Annotated in this window: 12 protein-coding genes; 7 read left to right on the plus strand and 5 right to left on the minus strand. The window is 57.5% G+C overall.

All coding sequences use genetic code 11. The features are described 5' to 3' along the window. Positions 1 to 72: 72 nt before the first annotated feature. The 4 genes from RY113_RS11125 to RY113_RS11140 all read right to left on the minus strand — a co-directional run bounded on the left by RY113_RS11125 (position 73) and on the right by RY113_RS11140 (position 5,276). Positions 73 to 1,527 carry an NAD(P)/FAD-dependent oxidoreductase gene (locus RY113_RS11125; protein WP_315914600.1) on the minus strand — a complete coding sequence of 485 codons (1,455 nt, stop codon included), beginning with the start codon at positions 1,525 to 1,527 and terminating at the stop codon, positions 73 to 75. 2 nt (positions 1,528 to 1,529) lie between these two features. Then, on the minus strand, positions 1,530 to 3,011 hold the full coding sequence (locus RY113_RS11130) for a hypothetical protein (RefSeq protein ID WP_315914601.1): 1,482 nt from the start codon (positions 3,009 to 3,011) through the stop codon (positions 1,530 to 1,532). A gap of 68 nt (positions 3,012 to 3,079) precedes the next feature. Then, on the minus strand, positions 3,080 to 3,709 hold the full coding sequence (locus RY113_RS11135; RefSeq protein ID WP_315914602.1) for a histidine phosphatase family protein: 630 nt from the start codon (positions 3,707 to 3,709) through the stop codon (positions 3,080 to 3,082). A 43-nt stretch (positions 3,710 to 3,752) separates the two neighbouring features. Next, on the minus strand, positions 3,753 to 5,276 hold the full coding sequence (locus tag RY113_RS11140) for a CCA tRNA nucleotidyltransferase (RefSeq protein WP_315914603.1): 1,524 nt from the start codon (positions 5,274 to 5,276) through the stop codon (positions 3,753 to 3,755). 139 nt (positions 5,277 to 5,415) lie between these two features. Here RY113_RS11140 and RY113_RS11145 point away from each other — a divergent pair, with 139 nt between their 5' ends. The 7 genes from RY113_RS11145 to RY113_RS11175 all read left to right on the plus strand — a co-directional run bounded on the left by RY113_RS11145 (position 5,416) and on the right by RY113_RS11175 (position 16,853). Beyond that, positions 5,416 to 5,946 carry an NUDIX hydrolase gene (locus RY113_RS11145; RefSeq protein WP_315914604.1) on the plus strand — a complete coding sequence of 177 codons (531 nt, stop codon included), beginning with the start codon at positions 5,416 to 5,418 and terminating at the stop codon, positions 5,944 to 5,946. Positions 5,947 to 6,004: 58 nt separating this feature from the next. Beyond that, positions 6,005 to 7,819, plus strand: a complete 1,815-nt coding sequence (murJ, locus tag RY113_RS11150; protein WP_315914606.1) for a lipid II flippase MurJ — start codon at positions 6,005 to 6,007, stop codon at positions 7,817 to 7,819. Positions 7,820 to 7,951: 132 nt separating this feature from the next. Next, the gene (locus RY113_RS11155) at positions 7,952 to 9,352 is read left to right on the plus strand and encodes a hypothetical protein (protein ID WP_110105716.1); all 1,401 of its coding nucleotides are present in this window, start codon (positions 7,952 to 7,954) and stop codon (positions 9,350 to 9,352) included. A 101-nt stretch (positions 9,353 to 9,453) separates the two neighbouring features. Next, positions 9,454 to 10,434, plus strand: coding sequence for a thioredoxin-disulfide reductase (trxB, locus tag RY113_RS11160; protein ID WP_110105715.1), 981 nt, complete (start codon positions 9,454 to 9,456; stop codon positions 10,432 to 10,434). Positions 10,435 to 10,450: 16 nt separating this feature from the next. After that, entirely contained in the window at positions 10,451 to 10,777 is a 327-nt protein-coding gene (gene trxA / locus RY113_RS11165; protein ID WP_315914608.1) for a thioredoxin, read from the plus strand. Positions 10,778 to 11,863: 1,086 nt separating this feature from the next. After that, a complete protein-coding gene (locus tag RY113_RS11170; RefSeq protein ID WP_315914610.1) occupies positions 11,864 to 13,993 on the plus strand; it encodes a DUF222 domain-containing protein in 2,130 nt (709 codons plus the stop codon). Between the two features lie 2,506 nt (positions 13,994 to 16,499). Further along, positions 16,500 to 16,853 carry a hypothetical protein gene (locus RY113_RS11175; protein ID WP_315914611.1) on the plus strand — a complete coding sequence of 118 codons (354 nt, stop codon included), beginning with the start codon at positions 16,500 to 16,502 and terminating at the stop codon, positions 16,851 to 16,853. A 200-nt stretch (positions 16,854 to 17,053) separates the two neighbouring features. On the opposite strand, the gene RY113_RS11180 is transcribed toward RY113_RS11175, so the two are convergent. Continuing rightward, positions 17,054 to 17,251 (minus strand): hypothetical protein, encoded by a 198-nt coding sequence (locus RY113_RS11180; RefSeq protein WP_315914612.1) that lies wholly within the window; start codon positions 17,249 to 17,251, stop codon positions 17,054 to 17,056. Positions 17,252 to 18,228 lie beyond the last annotated feature (977 nt).

The following is an 18,228-nucleotide window of genomic DNA, read 5'->3' on the forward strand; positions in this document are numbered from 1 at the left end:
CTGATCCTCCACCCTGAGCATCGGGTGGATGTTTAAACGTGTGGCCCGCAGCGTTAGCTGCGGGCCACACGTTTAAACATCCACCCCCAAGGCTGGCATTGGCAGCCCAAAGGTGTGCTTCAACGCAGATTTTGCTGCAAACCAGCCGCCCATCCCATGCACGGCAGGCCCGGGAGGGGTGGAAGCTGATCCCAGGTAGAGCCCTTGCACGGGCGTTCGCCACGGCTCCATCGATACCACGGGGCGTTGTAAAAGCTGCCTCATGGTGACCGCTCCAGAGCCAATGTCGCCGCCAATATAATTGAGGTTGTAGGCGCCCACATCATGAGCGCTCTGTACTGAACTTGCCAGGATCAAGTCTCTGAAACCTGGGGCGTGCTTCTCTACGGCATCAATGATCTCTGCTGTGCAGTCACGTGAGGATCCTGCCGGAACGTGCGTGTAGGCCCACAAAGTGTGTTGTCCTGCCGGCGCCCGAGTCTGATCAATAACTCCTGCCTGCACCGCGAGCACATAAGGGTTCTTTGGGTGGCGTCCTGCCAGCACTTCACTCTCGGCAAACGCTATTTGTTCCCGCGATCCGCCCAAGTGCAAGGTCGGCGCAGCCCGCAGATCGGTCGCGGTCCACGGGACAGGTCCGGAAAGGGCAAAATCTACTTTGCACACACCTGCCCCATAGCTAAAGGATTCCAACTTCCGCGCATAAGCAGATGGCAGCTCGGCACCCGCCATCCCAACCAGGGCACGCGGCGTAGTGCTGGCGATGATGGCAGTGGCGCCCGTTGCAGCCCGTAATTCGGCCACGCTGTCAATGCGTACTCCCATCTCAATCCGGCCTCCGTGGGCTAACAGATCATCGGCCAACGCCTGGGAAATAGCGTGTGAGCCGCCCTTGGGAACCGGCCAGCCCCCGGCATGCGCCAAGACTCCCAACAGCAGTCCCGCCCCCGCAGCGGACGGTGACGGTAGGCGGCCAATGGCATGTGCGGACACTCCTGTCAGCATGGCCGGTGCCACGTCTAACGCAAAGCCAAGGTTCCATGCCGGCGTTCCTTGCAGCAGGGCCCTGGCCCCAAATTTCAGCACCGCCAACGGATCCCTGGGCAGTCGCAGCAGCGGTCCCTGCGTGAAATCAACAACCCCCTCCAGCCGGCGCAGGAGGGGTTCCATCAGGGCGCGCCAAACCGGCCCGTCCGCGCCCAGTGCCTCAACAGTTCGGTCTAGGCTGCGGTAGGCAATTCCGGCCCGGCCACCGTCCAGCGGGTGCCCGTAGGAGACCTCGGGTACCAGCAGCTCTATCCGGCGTTCCAGCTCGAAGGCTCGGAAGAAGGGCGAGGCCAAGGCCATGGGGTGGACGGCAGAGCACACATCGTGAAGAAAACCCGGCAAGGTACTTTCTGCAGTACGCGTCCCTCCGCCAATCGAATCGGCATCTTCAAAAACCTGCACCGACAGCCCCGCGCGTGCCATGGTCACAGCGGCGGCTAGGCCATTGGGGCCAGAACCCACAACAGCAACATCCACCATGATCAGCGCACTTCCGCAATCTTTGGCGCTTGTCCTGGCAGTTCTTTCCCAGGCAGTTCTTTCCCGGAGTCCTTCTCCATCAGGGATTCCGCCCTCGGTTCCAGCAGTACCCCACCCTGGGGATCGGCCACTCCTGCACGGCGCACCACATCATAGGCAGGCACAAACATGTCACGGATCACCAAGCCCACCATGATGCAGGTTGCCACTGTGCCTATGACGGCTGCCATGAGGAAAAAGGGTGTGTCTATGGCGTGCTGGTTACTGATGTTACCGAGGCTCTTGCTGCGGAAAAGCATCAGGGCAATAAAGTGCGTCACGATCGCGGCCTGCCATACAAGCACCGGGCGCCACCGTGGCATGGCCAATGCAATCAGCGGCACCAACCACACCGCATGCCACGGTTCGGTGCCCTTGTTCAAGACCATGAATCCTGCTGCCGCAATAAACACCAGCTGTGCCACCCTGGGTGTTCTGGGCGTATAGATCGCCAAACCCAACAGCCCGGCTACCAACAAGATCAAGAGCATGCCTGACATGGCATTTATGGCACCAATCTCAAGAGTCGGCCAGCCCATGCGGGCCGCAATCAAGTTAATTCCCCCATATAGAGAGGACTCCGTGGCGTCAGCGGAAATCAGGTTTTTGAGGTAATCCGGGAAGGCTGGCGGGTTGATGGCCATGATCGGGGCCAAACCCAGTAGCCAGGCGATGGCCGCTGCGGCAATCAGCTCGAGCATCTTGGCTACGTGGCCGGTTCGGATACCTAGGAACACCAGCGCCATGAGGATGAAGATGGGGTATGGTGCGGCCAGTGCGGCCACGCCAAAGAAGACTCCTGCCGAGAGTGTCTTCTTCCGAGCGAAGAGGTAAATCCCGGCGCTGACCAGTGCCGCAGCCCAGAAGTCCCAGCTCACATAGGCCATCAAGATCAGCACCGGGCTGGCTGCCACCATGGCGGCGTCCCACACCCTGCGCCCGGATGTCCGGGCAACTAGTACCACGGCGGTAATCCAAGCCGCCGCAATGAGTGCCGCATTGACGTCAAAAAAAGCCAGTTGGCGCAAGGCCCCTGTCCCGGCACTACCCGTCAGCCATGCAGTGATTGTGGCAATCCAGCCAGCCAGAACCGGTTGCTCAAAGGGGGAACCCTGGGAAAAAAAGGGGAGCAAGGTCCCCACCGAGTCATCAACAAAAGCGTTGGGGAAAACCGAAAAGCACACTGTGGAGTACTGGTCGGGAGTTGTCCAGCCGGCCGTGCGGCAGTGGGACTTGGTCATGACTGCAATCAGCGCCGAAACGGCTGCCATCAGGACAAGAACACGCTCCACAGTGAAGAAACCCGGGTTGGTCTGCCCCGGCGAGGTGCGCTTACCCAGAGGTCCGCCCACAGCCTCGGTCCACGTGCGCAGCATGTTGTCGCTGCGTGATGGCACAACAATGGGATGCCGGGTTTGAGTCCCCGAAGCCTGTGAGTGATGCATGGCTACGAGCCTACCTGTTCAACCCCTCATGGCCCGCTTGGTGCGTGCGCATTACCTCGACGCCGGTGCTACAGTCCCCACTGTTCGATCGCAGGGGTTTTCTTATCCCATCCGAGCGTGCAAACTTTGGCTGTACCCAACACAAAATGCCTGCCGGAACCGGCCGGCAAGCGCAGCCAGCGGGCGGCCATGATGCGCAGGAAATGTCCGTGGGCCACCAACAGAACGTTGGCAGGGTTGCCGTCCTCCCGGGTGATGGCCAATGCCCGGCTCACAATCCGATCCGCACGCTCACCCACCTGCTCCAGAGTTTCCCCGTTGGGAACTCCGTTGTCCCAAATCAAGTACCCGGGGTTCTCCGCGCGCACCACAGCGCTGTCAACGCCTTCGTAATCGCCATAGTCCCATTCCACCGCGTTGGGTTCCACAATTGCCTCAGGGAAGCCGGCAAGAATCGCCGTACGGTGTGCCCGCTGCAATGGGGATGTAAGAACAAGGTCAAAGTCGACGCCGGCCAATGCAGCCTGCGCGGAGCGTGCCTGGTCCTCTCCCACCTGTGTCAACGGCAAGTCCGTCAAGCCCGTGTACTGGCCGCTGCGGGACCACTCGGTCTCGCCATGGCGCAATAGCCAGAGTTTTGGCCCGCCCAGGGCTGCTGTTGCACTGGTCGGAGTGCTTCCCTTTGATATATTACTCATTGCGTATATTCCAATCAGAGAATATTATTATGAATCTCACTCGTCAGTCTTCTGCAGGACCCGCGGACTTAGCTGCGCCTTCAAGCTCTGACTTAGGCGTTTGTGGCACTCGTGGCGCATGTGCCGCCTCAGGCTGCGACTCGGGCTGCTCCGTCCACCAGTCGCGGAGGACGGCCTGCGCCTTATCCGGCCCCAGCGGACCGTGTTCCATCCGCTGCTCCATGAGGAAGTTGTAGGCACGGCCCACCACACGCCCTGGCTTGATGCCGAGCAGGGCCATGATGGCAGCCCCGTCAAGGTCAGGACGGATAGCATCCAGCTCTTCCTGCTGCGCCAGAACAGCAATGCGCTGTTCCAGATCATCATAGGCAAAGGAGAGCCTATCCGCCTTGCGCTGGTTTCGTGTGGTCACATCTGAACGGGTTAGCCGGTGCAGGTGCTCCAACAGCGGGCCCGCATCCGTCACATAACGGCGAACGGCGGAGTCACTCCAGCCCGATTCCCCATACCCGTAAAAGCGCATATGCAGCTCCACAAGCCGGGAAACGGCCTTGATGGAATCGTTGTCAAAACGCAGCGCCTTCATCCGCTTGGCCGTGAGTTTCGCCCCGGCCAGATCGTGGTGGCGGAAGCTGACCGCGCCGCCCGGTTCAAAACGGCGGGTCTTGGGCTTGCCGACGTCGTGCATCAACGCAGCAAAACGCAAAACAAAGTTTGGCCCGGGAACAGGCCCCTCCGGCCCTGTCTCCAAGGTGGCAGCCTGCTCCAGAACCTGCAGTGAGTGCTGGTAAACGTCCTTGTGCCTGTGGTGCTCATCGGTTTCCAACTTAAGCGCTGGAATCTCTGGCAGCACCAGTTCGGCCAAGCCCGTTTCCACCAAAATATCGATCCCGGCCCGCGGGTGGGCACCGCAAATGAGCTTGACCAGCTCCTCGCGAACCCGCTCGGCTGAGATGATGCTGATACGCCCGGCCATGTCCTTCATGGCAGCAAGCACGTCCGGATGCAATGTGAAGCCAAGTTGCGAGGCAAAGCGTGCGGCGCGCATCATGCGCAGGGGATCATCAGAAAAGGAATTTTCAGCAGTTCCCGGCGTGCGCAACAGCCCGGCGGCCAGGTCTTTGGCACCGCCGAACGGGTCCACAAGTTCCATGGCGGGCAGCCGCAACGCCATTGCGTTGACGCTGAAGTCACGCCTCTGCAGGTCATCCACAAGGGAGGTGCCAAAAGCCACTACGGGTTTGCGGGAGTCCGGATCGTAAGCTTCTGCTCGGTAAGTGGTGACCTCAATGAGGAGCACCTCTTTCGCAGAGTTGCGTTTGCGAAAGCCAATAGTGCCAAAGTCGCGGCCCATCTCCCAGTGTGAATCCGCCCATTTTTTTGCCACGGCGAGAATCTCATCCGGGGTGGCATTCGTGGTGAAATCTAGGTCGGGAGAAACCCGGCCCAGAAACAAGTCGCGGACCGGTCCGCCAACGAGGGAAAGCTCAAAGCCAGCATTGGCAAAGAGCATCCCCAGTTCAAGAACAACCGGGTCAAATTTTGAGGTATCAGGCACTAAATCCATGGTCCCTTAAGAATGCCAGACTTTTACCCTCCCGGGTTTGTCCAGGACACCAATCCCGCCTCGCTACTCATAAGGCACCGCAAAACTGCACCGCTGGGCCTGTCATCATCCAAGGCCAAAGATAGCTAGAGTGGACTGCATGGTCCACCCCGTGCCGCGCGCGCCCAAGAGGAACCCGTTGCCACCGGCAATGGGAGCACTCGGAGCGCCCGCAGCACCGAGCCAGTTACCCACTATTGAGGAAGTCTCGGCAGGTGGTGTGGTGGTGGAAATGCACCAAGGTGTTCCCCAGGTTGCCATCATTGCCCGCATCAACCGTGGCGGCCGGCTTGAGTGGTGCCTGCCGAAGGGGCATCCCGAAGGTGTGGAAACTCATGCAGAGGCTGCTGTCCGGGAGATTGAGGAAGAAACCGGCATAGCCGGGGAGATTCTGGCTCCCCTGGGCAGCATTGACTACTGGTTTACCGTTAGCGGCCACCGAGTGCACAAAACGGTCCATCACTTCTTGTTGCGTGCCACCGGCGGGTTCTTAACCATTGAGAACGATCCGGACCATGAAGCAGTAGATGTCGCTTGGGTGCCGCTCAATGAGCTGGCAAGAAAGCTCTCCTTCCCCAATGAGCGGCGCATCACCGATTTGGCGCGGGAATTATTACCGGAATATTTTTAGTCCAGTAGCCGCCGCTCAGGAGAGTGAGCGTGCACTCCCATGAGTCCACGCTCAGTGCATGTCCATTGTCAGCGCGTCTCAAGGCTGCAATGAGATGATGGTGGTGATGTCTAATGTTGAACGGGTTAACATCCCGCCTAAACCCGTAGCCGCACCGCGTGTGCCTCCCCGGAACCCTGCTCTTGTCCCCGCTCCGCCCCTAGCTCATACCGCGAGCAAGGGACGCATGAGCCCTTCTGCTGCGCGTTCCAGCGCCAACATGGCAGTTGGCACCTTGGTGTCCCGTATTTTGGGGTTGATTAAGGGAATTATCTTGAGCATCGCCGTGGCCGGCACGGTCATCGGTGACATTTTTGAAGGCGCCAACTACCTGCCCAACTTGATCTTCCTCATGCTGGCAGGAGGTGTCTTCAATGCCGTGTTGATCCCGCAGATTGCCAAGGCCAGCAAGCATCCTGATGGCGGCCGTGATTTCATTTCTCGGCTGCTGACCCTAGGACTTCTGGGTCTGCTGACGCTGACCGCCGTCGTCATGCTCCTTGTGGTACCCATCATGAGCCTGTCAACTTCGTTCACAGGTAAGCAACTAGAACTCGCCATTACCTTTGGTTTGTTCTTGTTGCCACAGATCTTCTTTTACGGGTTGTTCTCGCTGCTGGGGCAAGTCCTCAATGCGCATAACTCCTTCAAGGCTTACGCTTGGGCCCCTGTGGTGAACAATGTGGTGGCCATTACAGGATTGCTCGTGTTCATTTTTGTTGCTGGCAGCTCCGCGACTAACCCGCACACGGTCGGTAACTGGACCACCGGACAATCGTGGATCCTGGCCGGTACCGCCACTCTCGGCATCATCGCCCAGTCCGTGGTGTTGCTTATACCTGTTCACCGTCTGGGTTTGAACCTGCGCCCCAAGTTCTCTTTGAAGGGCGCAGGGCTAGGAGCCACTGCCAAGATCGCCACATGGACCATGGGAACCATGATTATTGGCAACTTGAGCTTTATCCTCATCCTGCGCATCGCCACCATCCCGAGCGGCGCAGACAGCAACGCTGGTGGGTCTGTGTATCCTGGCGCTCTGGTATTGAGCCGTGCAACCGAGATGTACATCATGCCGCATTCAACCATTGCGTTGTCCATTGCCACGGTGATGTTTACGGCCATGGCACACGCCGCAGCAAGCAAGAACCTTCCGGCGTTGCGATCCTCCGTCTCCAGTGCGTTGCGGACCACGGGGATGGCTACGGTCTTTTCCGCTATGGCTTTGCTGGTGCTGTCCGGTCCCCTCGGGATGCTCTTTAGCGGAAATCAGGAGCTGGTGGGCCGTCAGGTGGCCATCACGCTGGCTATTTTGGCCGTCGGGGCTCCGTTCTTCAGTATCAATTTCATTCTCAACAGAGTTTTCTATTCTCAGGAGAATGCCAAGACCCCATTCATTCTGCAATGCATCGCAGTGGCTGTGCTTCTAAGCTGTGTATTGATAGCCGGTCAACTGCCCCCGGAATGGATCATTTACGGCATTGCACTGAGCTACACCATCAGCAACTTCGTAGGGCCCATGATCAGCCACCGATTACTGAAGGCCCAACTGGGCGACTACGGTGGCGGCCTTATTCTGCGCGCACATATGCGTTTTCTCGCTGCGGCCCTCGTTAGCGGCATTGTTGGGGAGCTTTTGTTGAGGCTTTTTGGAAGCTCCGCAACCGGAGGCTTTATGTGGACATCTATTCAAGCGTCAGTGGTGACCTTGGCTGTTGTGGGATCTGCCATGGCGGTGGTCTATGTTCTGGTTTTGAAGCAGCTGCGTGTGGATGAAATTGATGCCCTTTTGAATCCGCTGATCAACAAAGTACGCAATCGGATACCCGGAAAATAAAGATATTGGACCAACGCCGTTCCGTGATACGCCCCAACCACGGCACTTACAGTGTTTTCCTATAGAATCAGTCAAAATATGGCTTGTGATCTTCATTGACACCGGCCACCGTGTTTGTAAAAGGAGGATTTGGTGCCACAACCCATTGATGTGGGCTCTATCCTTGGCGGCCGCTACAAAGTGACCGGCCGCATCTTGGCCTCTGCCGAGAACGATATTATCCTCGACGGCCTGGATCAGGTCCTCAACCGCCCCGTGAGTATCTTGGTGGCAGCTGTTGAGAACTCACCCAACCTGACGCAGAGCGCCAGGGAAGTGGCCACGGGTGCAAGGGTTTCCAGTGTTTCCATCTTGGATCTGGGTGTGGAAGGAAACGCCACCTACCTCATCGCCGCCAGGAATTCCCCTGCTGACCTGCTTGACTTGGTGGTTCCCACGGAACCCTTGGAAGAGGTCTACCAGGAGCCGTTCTTCACTGATACTCTTGGCACGGAAATTTTCGGCAAGGCCCGGGACGCAGCTCCTATAAAGGATGCCTACGTCTACGAGGACAACTCCCCGCTGACGCCGGCCCACCCCATCCCCGGCATTACCACCCCGCCACCAACACACGCGGATGTTCCCACCCCGCCGCCCACCGCAGCGGTGAGCGGAATCGCCGGCGCAAGTGCCGCCGCAGTTCCTTCCCCCGCAGTGGCACCACCCCCTGTTTCAAAGGTGACGCTCTGGGATGAGGATGACTATGGATTCATCAACGAGGACCATCAGGAGAACCTGGACGAGACCAGGCGGCCCGGAAGATTCCCGGCGGAACTCCTGGACGCCCATGACGACTACACGGAGTCCGAGGACTATCTCGACGACGAGGATGACGGAAATGCTCCTCGTGCCACCGGCCGTTGGCTGACGGGCGCCATTTTCGGTGTCCTGCTCATTGGCGCTCTCATCTTTGCGGTATCGCACATCACCAACTTGTTCCCCGGCCCGGAAGTTCAAGCTGGCCCTACCACCACCACCACGGCTACTGCGCCCACAGAAGCGCAGAGCCCCGCGGCACCCCCAGCGCCCGCGGTCGTGGCACCTGTTATCAAGGGGCTAACGGATATCACCGTCTACAATCCGGGCGCACCGAACTACAGTGAGGCGTTTTACCCCCGGCTCAAGGACGCCATCGACGGAAACAAAGCCACTTACTGGCCTACCGTAGAGTTCTCAAACGCCGCGTTCGCCGACCAGACAGACAGCATCAACCTGGTGGTGGAACTACAGGCTGAGTCAACCATCAGTTCAGTCACCATTAACCAGCTCGCCGGATTCGGTGGCCAGTTCAACATCCTAACTAACAGTAAGCCTGTTCTGCAGGATGCCACGAAGATCGGTAGCGGCTCATTCAGCTCACCGGACTTCACGTTGACGGCAGCTCCTGGGGTTACCGCCAAATACGTGATTATCAACTTCACGGACCTGCCCCGGTTGCAGCCGTATGTCACCTATCCCTTCGGATTAAAGATCACTGAAATCAGCATCAAGTAACCATCCCCTACGCCGCCCACAACCTATTCGGAATAAGTGTCTCTCTGTACCGGTTGTGTTTAGCGAAGGAGCTATTGGGCCGCCGTAGCGCGGTTCCGTCTATGAAGGAAAAGGAACACTCACCCGTGAGCACTGAAGTTACCCCCGCCAGCGAAGTCCGCGACGTCATTATTGTTGGCTCCGGCCCCGCAGGTTACACGGCCGCGATCTACACTGCCCGCGCCGACCTCAAACCGCTCATGATTGCCGGTTCAGTCACGGCTGGTGGCGAACTGATGAACACCACTGACGTGGAGAATTTCCCCGGTTTCCCCGATGGCATCATGGGCCCGGATCTGATGGAAAACCTTGGCCAGCAGGCTGAGAAGTTTGGCACCGAGGTGATGTACGACGACGTCACATCAGTAGAGCTCGAGGGTGCCATCAAGACTGTAACCCTTGCCGATGGCCAGGAATTCAAGGCACGCACCGTAATTATTTCCACGGGTTCGGCTTACCGGGAACTTGGGGTTGATGGTGAGAAGCGCCTGGTGGGCCATGGCGTCAGCTCCTGTGCCACCTGCGACGGTTTCTTCTTCAAGGGCCAGGACATTGCCGTTATTGGTGGTGGCGATTCCGCCATGGAGGAAGCCATCTTCCTAACCAAGTTTGCGGCAACAGTGACGGTTGTTCACCGCCGTGACAGCCTACGCGCATCCAAGATCATGGCCGAACGCGCGCTGAAGCATCCGAAGATCAAGTTCATCTGGAACTCCGAGGTTGTCAGCGTCGAAGGTGAAGCCAAGGTAACCGGTGCACGGTTAAACAACCTTGTCACAGGGGAACAAAGTGACTTGGCCGTGACGGGACTATTCGTTGCTATAGGCAACGATCCTCGTGTTGATCTCGTCAAGGGTGTCCTGGAGCTAACAGAGGCAGGAACCATTGCCGTAGAGAGTCGCTCCTCCAAGACGAGCATCAAGGGTGTCTTCGCTGCTGGCGACGTAGTGGACCCCACGTACCGCCAAGCCATCACGGCCGCTGGTTCAGGCTGTGTTGCAGCACTAGATGTTGAGCATTACCTCGCCGAGCAAGACTCCTAAGAGAAAGCAGATTCCCATGAGCAACGCAAAGAGCGCCACGGATGCAACATTTGCAGACGTTGTCCTGAAGTCAGAAAAGCCCGTCATTGTGGATTTCTGGGCAGAGTGGTGCGGTCCCTGCCGCAAGCTGGGCCCCATCCTGGATGAAATTTCTGTGGAGTACTCGGACAAGGTAGAGGTGGTGAAGGTGGATGTTGATGCAAATCCCGCCATTTCCGCCAAGTATGGAATCACCTCCATTCCTGCCGTTTACCTCTTCAACGGCGGAGAAGTGCAGAGCACTGTTATTGGTGCCCGCCCCAAGCCGTACTTTGAGAAGGAATTCGCAGACGTCCTGAAGTAAAGAGGCGAATGATATTAATGACTGTGGACCGGGGTGCTCCCGGTCCACAGTCATTTAAACCACTCCAGCGTTTCTCTCAGACTGATCCTAAGCTTCAAAGCGCTCATAGCTTCCGCGCGGAAATTCCCTTTTTCTCACCCGCGCAATACTATTATTTGTGGGTCCCCTAGAAAATCCGCTTCATGCCGGCTGCTTCTCAGGCCGCTCCTACCTCTACCTCTTCTGTTTCACGTGAAACGTGGCCTCCTGAATGTGACTCCAGAAACCACGCATCCTAAAACTGAATGGTATGGGTTCGGCCGTTGTCTGGGCGGGACAATAGGATACTCGGCTTCCCGACTGAACCTGAATGGGCTATTGGCGCCAAACTCAACGCAGAGTCGTGTGACGCAGCCGAGTATCGAAGACAATTAGCGAAGACCAGCAACGCAGTAGAACAGCCCTGGACAGCCGCGCAGTAGTGCCTCCAGTAGGGCCTCCATCTTCGCTCGCGAGGCAAAGCTATCATTCACTTCGATCCCCATGAGTTGCCAGCCATGATCTCTTCTAGCACTCGGCAAGCAAGCTGAAGATCGAAGCAGCCAGAAGAGGACCTTCATCAACTGTCCAGACAGCGTCTACAACCGACACACAAATTTCCAGCCACCGTGTTTTGGTCCTCCAACCGGCGACTGTCAGCACCCCTCTCACGCCTCCAATGCTGATCTTTGGGCCCCATGGAGGCCGTCAGTACACGCATGGAGGTGGTGAACGAGAATCGCGGAACGGATTGAATTCGAACTGATCGGGGCGGATTGACTAGGGGCAGACCGGTCAGGAACGGATCGGGGGAAATCGGTGTGAACCGGAGTGAACCGGTGTGGGCTCCACATCGCCCGGAAGTATCCGGGCTCTTCGAGCCAGAGGTTGCCGCCAATAGATTCGCAAGTGCCTTGCCACCGCTCATGCAGGAACAGTCGCAAGAGCTGTATGGACTTGAAGGAGCACACCAGGCCGTACTTGGCGCTCAACATACGACTTAGAACCTATAAACGATGCCTCATAATAATCCTTGTTCTACTAGTGTATATACTCTAAAATAGAGATATGGGCGATTCAATGAATATCCCGGCTGGCTGGGATGCTTCATCCACCACAAGACATGTGGCGGACCTGATTGCTGGACTGACCCTGCCTCTTATTGAACCGCTGGACACTGACATTTCTGCCATGTCATCCTTCCCGAAGTATCCTGTACCTCATTCAGCTGACCCTGCCGTCCCACGGTCTGGAGACAGAATTCCAGACAACCTCCAGTCGTCTGCAGAAAATTCTTCGCATCAAGGCCCCCAATCGCAGCTGGAATCAGCCAGACTTCTCATGGATGAATGCACAGATGCACTAGTCGCGCTGAAGAAGCATCAAAACCAATGTGCCGCACTGGCCGCCGTGCTCATCGAGCGGTTACAGGCCACAGCGCTATTGGAAGCCACTGTCCTAAACGCGGATCCATGGCAACACCAACAGTGCATGAACAGCATCCGAGCCGAAATCGCGAGCATACTATCCATCCCTGAAAACATGTCCGAGAGGCTTCTGGATCACGCATCCACCCTAGTCCAGCAATTGCCAACAACTTTGGCAACGCTGGTTGATGGTGGGCTGGGGTGGGAACACGCCGTCGTCATCGCCGAGGAGACGGACTTACTGCGCGCAGCAGGTTTGCCGCCAGTCACAATCCACGCATTCGAGCAAGCCCTGCTCGAGAAGGCCGCAGCGTCAACTCTGCCAAGCTTCCGTGAAAAGGCACGTCGACTCCGTGAACGCCAGTATCCTGAAACCATCCCTGCCCGGACCCGCCGCGCATACTCCAGCCGCTACTTGCGCATCAGTCACGGCCAAGACGGCATGTCCTGGTTGAGCCTTTACGCTCCGGCGCCCACGTTGGAAGGTGTCTGGAACCTGTGCACCCGCACTGCTCAAGCTGCACAGGGGCCGCATGAGGACCGGACACTAACTCAGCTCCGGGCTGATGTTGCGGCGGCACTGCTGCTAAACCAGTCCATGGAGGAGAACAGTGTCTATTCACCAACCCCTGACGCAGAGGCTGGAACGGGAACAGCTCAAGAGTTTATTCACAGTCCATTCACCACAACCAGTGTGGTCAAATCGTCTAAGGGCCTCGAGTCTCTGGGCAATGAAAAGGAACCCTCTGGAGAATCCTTGACACCTGATCTTGACCGGGGTGACTACCACCTCGATGATTGCCAGGTCCCTGTCTATGATGATCCAAACTATGGAGACGTTGCGTTCAGAGCCCCAGACATTGATGACTGGGCGGATTGGATCCCTGCTTGGTCCCCTCCCGATCTCATCCCCTCACCAAAGATCAGTGCCGGCACAACCACAAGAGACAAGACAGACCGTGTGTGGCCGCCAATGCCCCAGGTCACCCCTGTCTTGATGGTACCGATACTCTCGTTGCTAGGCGCCACCAACGAGCCTGCGTGGATGGAAGGTGCTGGTCCAATCAGCATGGAAGTGGCCAGACATCTGGTGGCGCAGTCTTCAAGTTTCTACCGCATTCTGGTGGATCCCATCTCGAACCAGACAGTGGATTCCGCCCCGGAACGCTATAGAACTACAAAGGCAATGCAAACCATGCTGCGGATCAGGGATGAGTACTGTCAATTCCCGGGCTGCAACGCCAAGGCCCATACTTCTGAGATAGACCACATTAGGCAGTACGAGAATGGCGGCTCCACGACCTTCATGAACCTGGAGGTTCTGTGCCGGCGGCATCACGCGCTAAAGCACTTCAAGGACAACAGAACCCGTCAGGGCCACTACCGCACAGACCAGACTCCCGAACGTCGTGAAGTGAAAATGCGGGGCTGGACACCGGCAATGACGGACAGGGGAATCGCATGGTCGTCACCCTCAGGGCGATATCATCCGCCCAAGGACAGCGATAGTCAGCCCCCGACCTACCCTAAATGGCTGCGGAAAATTGTAGAGCTCAAAATCTCTACGCAGGACCAACACGAGATTGACTCCCAGGGATTCGAGGATGAAATGGGCATTTTCCTCTCGGACCAAGATGACTACTGCGATCAATTCACCACGGCCGAACCAACCGAGGAGCTCATCCCCAGCGACGAGGATGAAGAGATCCTCACCGAGATGGCCATCAAGGCATTCCTCGCAAATGAACCCCTGGCAGACACGGAGGAATAATCCGGTAGGCCTCCCCCGGATCTTCTAACCGAACCTCTGTATCAACTCACTTACCTGACGTTCATGTTTCACGTGGAACACTACTTGTTCTCTTGCGATACCGAGAGCCTCATTCAGATCAAACACCTAAGCTCTGATCAGCTGTGATGACCCAATCGATCCACTCAAAACGCCTGACCACATACCAAGTGGTCCTGGATGGTTTCCGTGGTCAGGCTACTCGCAGTAGGGATTCAACCTTACGCCACCATACTGTTGGCAGTGAGGATCAACGAGGTACGTTAGTACCTGGATGAGGCGAGCCGTAAGAACGTGCGCGTGGCATCGAAGAGAGACTGGTGCCCGGCACATACGAAAGATGAGCTGTCACCGCAGCCAAGCCTTTGGTACACGCAACATTGCCTCCTAATACTCGAGTCTTTGTCCGCAGCTCCTAGTTGTGCATGACCCACCAGTTTGCGCTGGACACCTTTCGAACGGCAGGGCTGGTAGGACTCAAGGTGAGAGTGAGGAATTAGCCATTGAAGTCATGTGGCCAATTCCGATCACATTGAGCTATTTCCACAGCGGGAAAGCCCCATCATGCGTTCACCTGATATTGGATCCAGAATCCCGTAGTGCCAGCTTGAGTTCAGTACCCAGCACTCTTGCAAATGCGCTGGCAGCCCAAACCCACTGTCTGCGACTGGTACCGTTTCGGTCCCCCACGCCCTCCGGGTAGAGCCACGTTGCTTCCCGGTTGGGTTCCCCCTTCCCTTCCTGGCCATGAGCTCTACGACCGTCATGCGGATCGTAGATCGTGAACGAGTCTATCCAGCGAAATATTGCATGGCGTTGACGCACTCGTCTGCCAAAAGGTTGGCACCCCTGCATCCGTTTACATGTCAGTACTATTGGCTCCTCTTTGACCCGTCCTGGAACCCTCACGCGTGTTAGGCCGTGGAATCAATCGTCTCCTTGTTTGACCACCGCGTCAGCGTGAAGACCAATTCAGCGGTCTATTCTGCACCCAGTCTCTTGTGCAGCCTGATTGGCACAGTGGTCTTCTCCACCAATCAATGGTGGAGTGACTCATCTGTTCCGAGGCAGTGCCAATCTACCCAAAGCGCACCCCTTCCCAGCAACGGGAATGATGGGCAAGCATCCCATCCCGGTGCGTTGAGATAACGAAAAGGAACAGAGACGATGATGATAATGAGCACCACGAGGTAGTCTGCGGCAGCATTGCCGTCTGGGTACTATCCTTCGCTGGACTCCACAGCGACGCTGCCAGCCCACATGGCGTCCAGCCTGCTGGGCCAGGGTGTCCTCATCGCATACCGAGTGGCTGCACGAGGATATATTGCAGTACCTTAGGCAACCTCAATCTAGACATCCTGGGATACCCCAAGATCTAGCCGCGCGGACTCAGCCGAGCATCCTGACGAGCCCGCACATCACGATGACAATCAGACCCAACAATCACCTCGTCGCTGAAGACGACGCCGGCATCGAACAACAACGCAAGCACTAACAGCTGGTCGGAATCTGGAGGCACTTAGGGCGTTGCATGTCGGTTTGTAGATGCGCACTGTGGGCAAGCGGGCCGGAGCATGACGCCACCGCCACGGTGAGGGTGGCGCTCCCGATCGACTACAAGGACGCGGACCCGAAACGAGGTAGCTAGGGAGCTGTACCCGTTAATCATCGCTGTCTGTGTTCGCGTCACTTATTCTTTTGGCCAGCATACCTCCCCGTTGCTCGCTGCAGTGTTGCCGGGTGTCAGCTGGTCTGGGCGTTCTTCGGTGCCGTGTTCCGCTCCTTGACTCCGGCTATTTGGCAGCCAGTGGCACGGCAGTGACCCTGGTCAATCCGTGTGGAGCTGATATGCACTATTCTAGGGTGATTCTTCTTATCCGGGGTGGATCATGTTGACTTGGGTGACGTCTTGGCGGATGTCCCCTCCTTGGGAATACTAGGGTCGAGCACGGACAAATGTTCAAGAGCCAGCTACCGGATATGGCATATTTAGTCGAGGCTTTCGGTAGCGAGCCTGTGTCGATCTGGTGTGTAATCTAGCCACTTCGTATACATCGGATCTCGTCACTTCGGAGACGACACTCTCTCCCCACGTCGGAGACACTTTTACCGACGGGTTGGCAGCGATAGTCATTGAATGGCGAACTCTCTTTCACCCGCGTTCCCGTGCACCGAAGACTCCGGCCCGTAAATATGGCTCGGCTGATTCACAAAGTGGTGAAGATCCGGAAGCAACTCAAAGCCGATGGCTGGTGCTATGGCCCACGTTCGATCTATAACGAAGCCAGCCAGCAAGGGAGGTTCCCGGGTGGGAAGGTTTCCTCGGTCGCGAGGGATAACCCGCCTGCTCTCCAGTGTCTGCCACGTCGACGCAGCCCCCAGGCAACGACCCAAGTCCCCGTACATCCCGTTCGTACGCTCCACCGTGATGTCATTGTGGCAACTGGATGCTTTCGAGTACCGTTTCGCTGGCGAATAAGTTATCACCGTGTACCAGCTCCTCGATGACTCTTCGCGCTTCGATGTGGGCACAGCAGCGTACTCACTTGCCGAGAACAGTACCGATGCCAAGGACGTCCTCGAACGAGCCATCACCGTTTACGGCCCGACCAAAGATGTGCTGTCGGAGAACTCATTGGCGTTCAATCAGCTGCGGGCCGGCAGGATCGGTTCCGGTGAAATCTTCCTCGCCTCCAAAAGGACCATGCCGATCAGCGGACTGCCCGGCAAACCCACCACGCAAAGCAAGAACGAGCTCTCTCAGCAAACCCTGCTGCGGTTCCTCGACGTGCAGCAGCCCGCCATGTTCGAGCACCTTCAGGGCAGGATTCACCGGTTTTGAGATCACTACAACAACCGCCGGCCGCGCCAATCCCTGGACCATTCCACACCGCGTACAGCCTGGGATTTACTTCAACATACTGTTACCGAGTGCACTATTTGACGATGACGTCGTCGCCTTAAATGACGATGGGATCGATGGACCGCTCGTCATGGTGACGTGGTGTTTCAGGGCATGGCAAAGCACGGTCTCGTCTCTTTTTAGGTGTGCAGGGGTGGGCTGAGTATGTTATCTCGTGTGAAGTGCCCGATCACGGTCCAAGGCGGCAGCTCGACACTTGCCCGATGGTTGAAAGCCAATGCGGCGCCGGCAAAGATATTCAGGTGCCAGCCGAGCAGGCTCGGCCACTGCTTGGGGCGGACCAGCTTGTCGGGGTTGAGACGGAACGCGTGCTTCACTGCCTGTTGCTTCAGCCAGTGAACGTGTGTGTCCGGGACCCGGCGGAGCCAGCGCCGCACCCTGCGTAGGGCCAACGCGGCCGGCAAAAGGAACTGGGTATGTCCGCAGTCGGCACAGCGGGCTCGCCGCCGCTGTAGGGTCAGCCGCTCCTGGCCCAGGCCACGCACGGTGCGGTGACGGGAGTGCCCGTGGGGGCGCAGCGGCGTCGAGCAATGAGGACAGGGTATTTCGCCCGCCAGCAAGTCCGTCCCGGCCTGATCGGGGCTACCCACGACCATCATCGCGCCCGCTCCTCTTCCTATACCAAAAGATCATGTCAATGACTCTTGCCTACCACGCCCCGGCTAGGAAGGGGCCACTTCGTGGAGAACAGCGAAACAAGGGAACGAAGGAATCACTCCACCACGGGCGGCCCGAGCAAAATCATGCTGCCACTTTGGTTGCTCAGAGATTTCGGGCCCCGGCGGGAATGGCGGATCTGGTCGTCGGGTTGACGCTGCCAACTAAGCACAAACCACAGCAGCTACATCGTCACCCACAATGACCAATGCGCCCCAAACAACGCGACGCGTAACACATACGCTGGCAACACAGCCGATTCCCTAACCGACCCTGGAAGCCAAAGCCTTGTACTACATGCAAGTCCGTACACGGCCTCAGGGAGACCTTGATCCGGCAGTACTGACAATCTCCAAGACCGGGGAAATCCTGGCCGCTAGAAAAAACCCAGGATAGTCCCGCAGACCAGTCAGTCGTACAGATCACCCTCGCGAACCGGCAGGCCTATTACCAAGGGTGCCAGTCTCCTTGCCCACGCCCTAAGCCGACCGCTGCGGTGCGTCGTGCTCGGCAAAACAATGGAATCTCAAACGAGAACACTACGAGGACCAATGTGCCAAACACCAAGAAGAACTACCTGATGTGATGTCCACTCGTTAACCACCGGCACAGCTGCCTGTGCAACCGAGCCGGCAGC

It is taken from the genome of Arthrobacter sp. lap29, from assembly GCF_032458965.1.
In the GTDB taxonomy this organism is placed as follows: domain Bacteria; phylum Actinomycetota; class Actinomycetes; order Actinomycetales; family Micrococcaceae; genus Specibacter; species Specibacter psychrochitiniphilus.

Excerpts from the sequence above, each read along its gene's own strand:
- RY113_RS11125 (WP_315914600.1), bottom strand. The coding sequence starts at position 1,527 with ATGGTGGATGTTGCTGTTGTGGGTTCTGGCCCCAATGGCCTAGCCGCC.
- RY113_RS11130 (WP_315914601.1), bottom strand. The coding sequence starts at position 3,011 with ATGCATCACTCACAGGCTTCGGGGACTCAAACCCGGCATCCCATTGTT.
- RY113_RS11135 (WP_315914602.1), bottom strand. The coding sequence starts at position 3,709 with ATGAGTAATATATCAAAGGGAAGCACTCCGACCAGTGCAACAGCAGCC.
- RY113_RS11140 (WP_315914603.1), bottom strand. The coding sequence starts at position 5,276 with ATGGATTTAGTGCCTGATACCTCAAAATTTGACCCGGTTGTTCTTGAA.
- RY113_RS11145 (WP_315914604.1), top strand. The coding sequence starts at position 5,416 with ATGGTCCACCCCGTGCCGCGCGCGCCCAAGAGGAACCCGTTGCCACCG.
- murJ (WP_315914606.1), top strand. The coding sequence starts at position 6,005 with ATGTCCATTGTCAGCGCGTCTCAAGGCTGCAATGAGATGATGGTGGTG.
- trxB (WP_110105715.1), top strand. The coding sequence starts at position 9,454 with ATGAAGGAAAAGGAACACTCACCCGTGAGCACTGAAGTTACCCCCGCC.
- trxA (WP_315914608.1), top strand. The coding sequence starts at position 10,451 with ATGAGCAACGCAAAGAGCGCCACGGATGCAACATTTGCAGACGTTGTC.
- RY113_RS11170 (WP_315914610.1), top strand. The coding sequence starts at position 11,864 with ATGGGCGATTCAATGAATATCCCGGCTGGCTGGGATGCTTCATCCACC.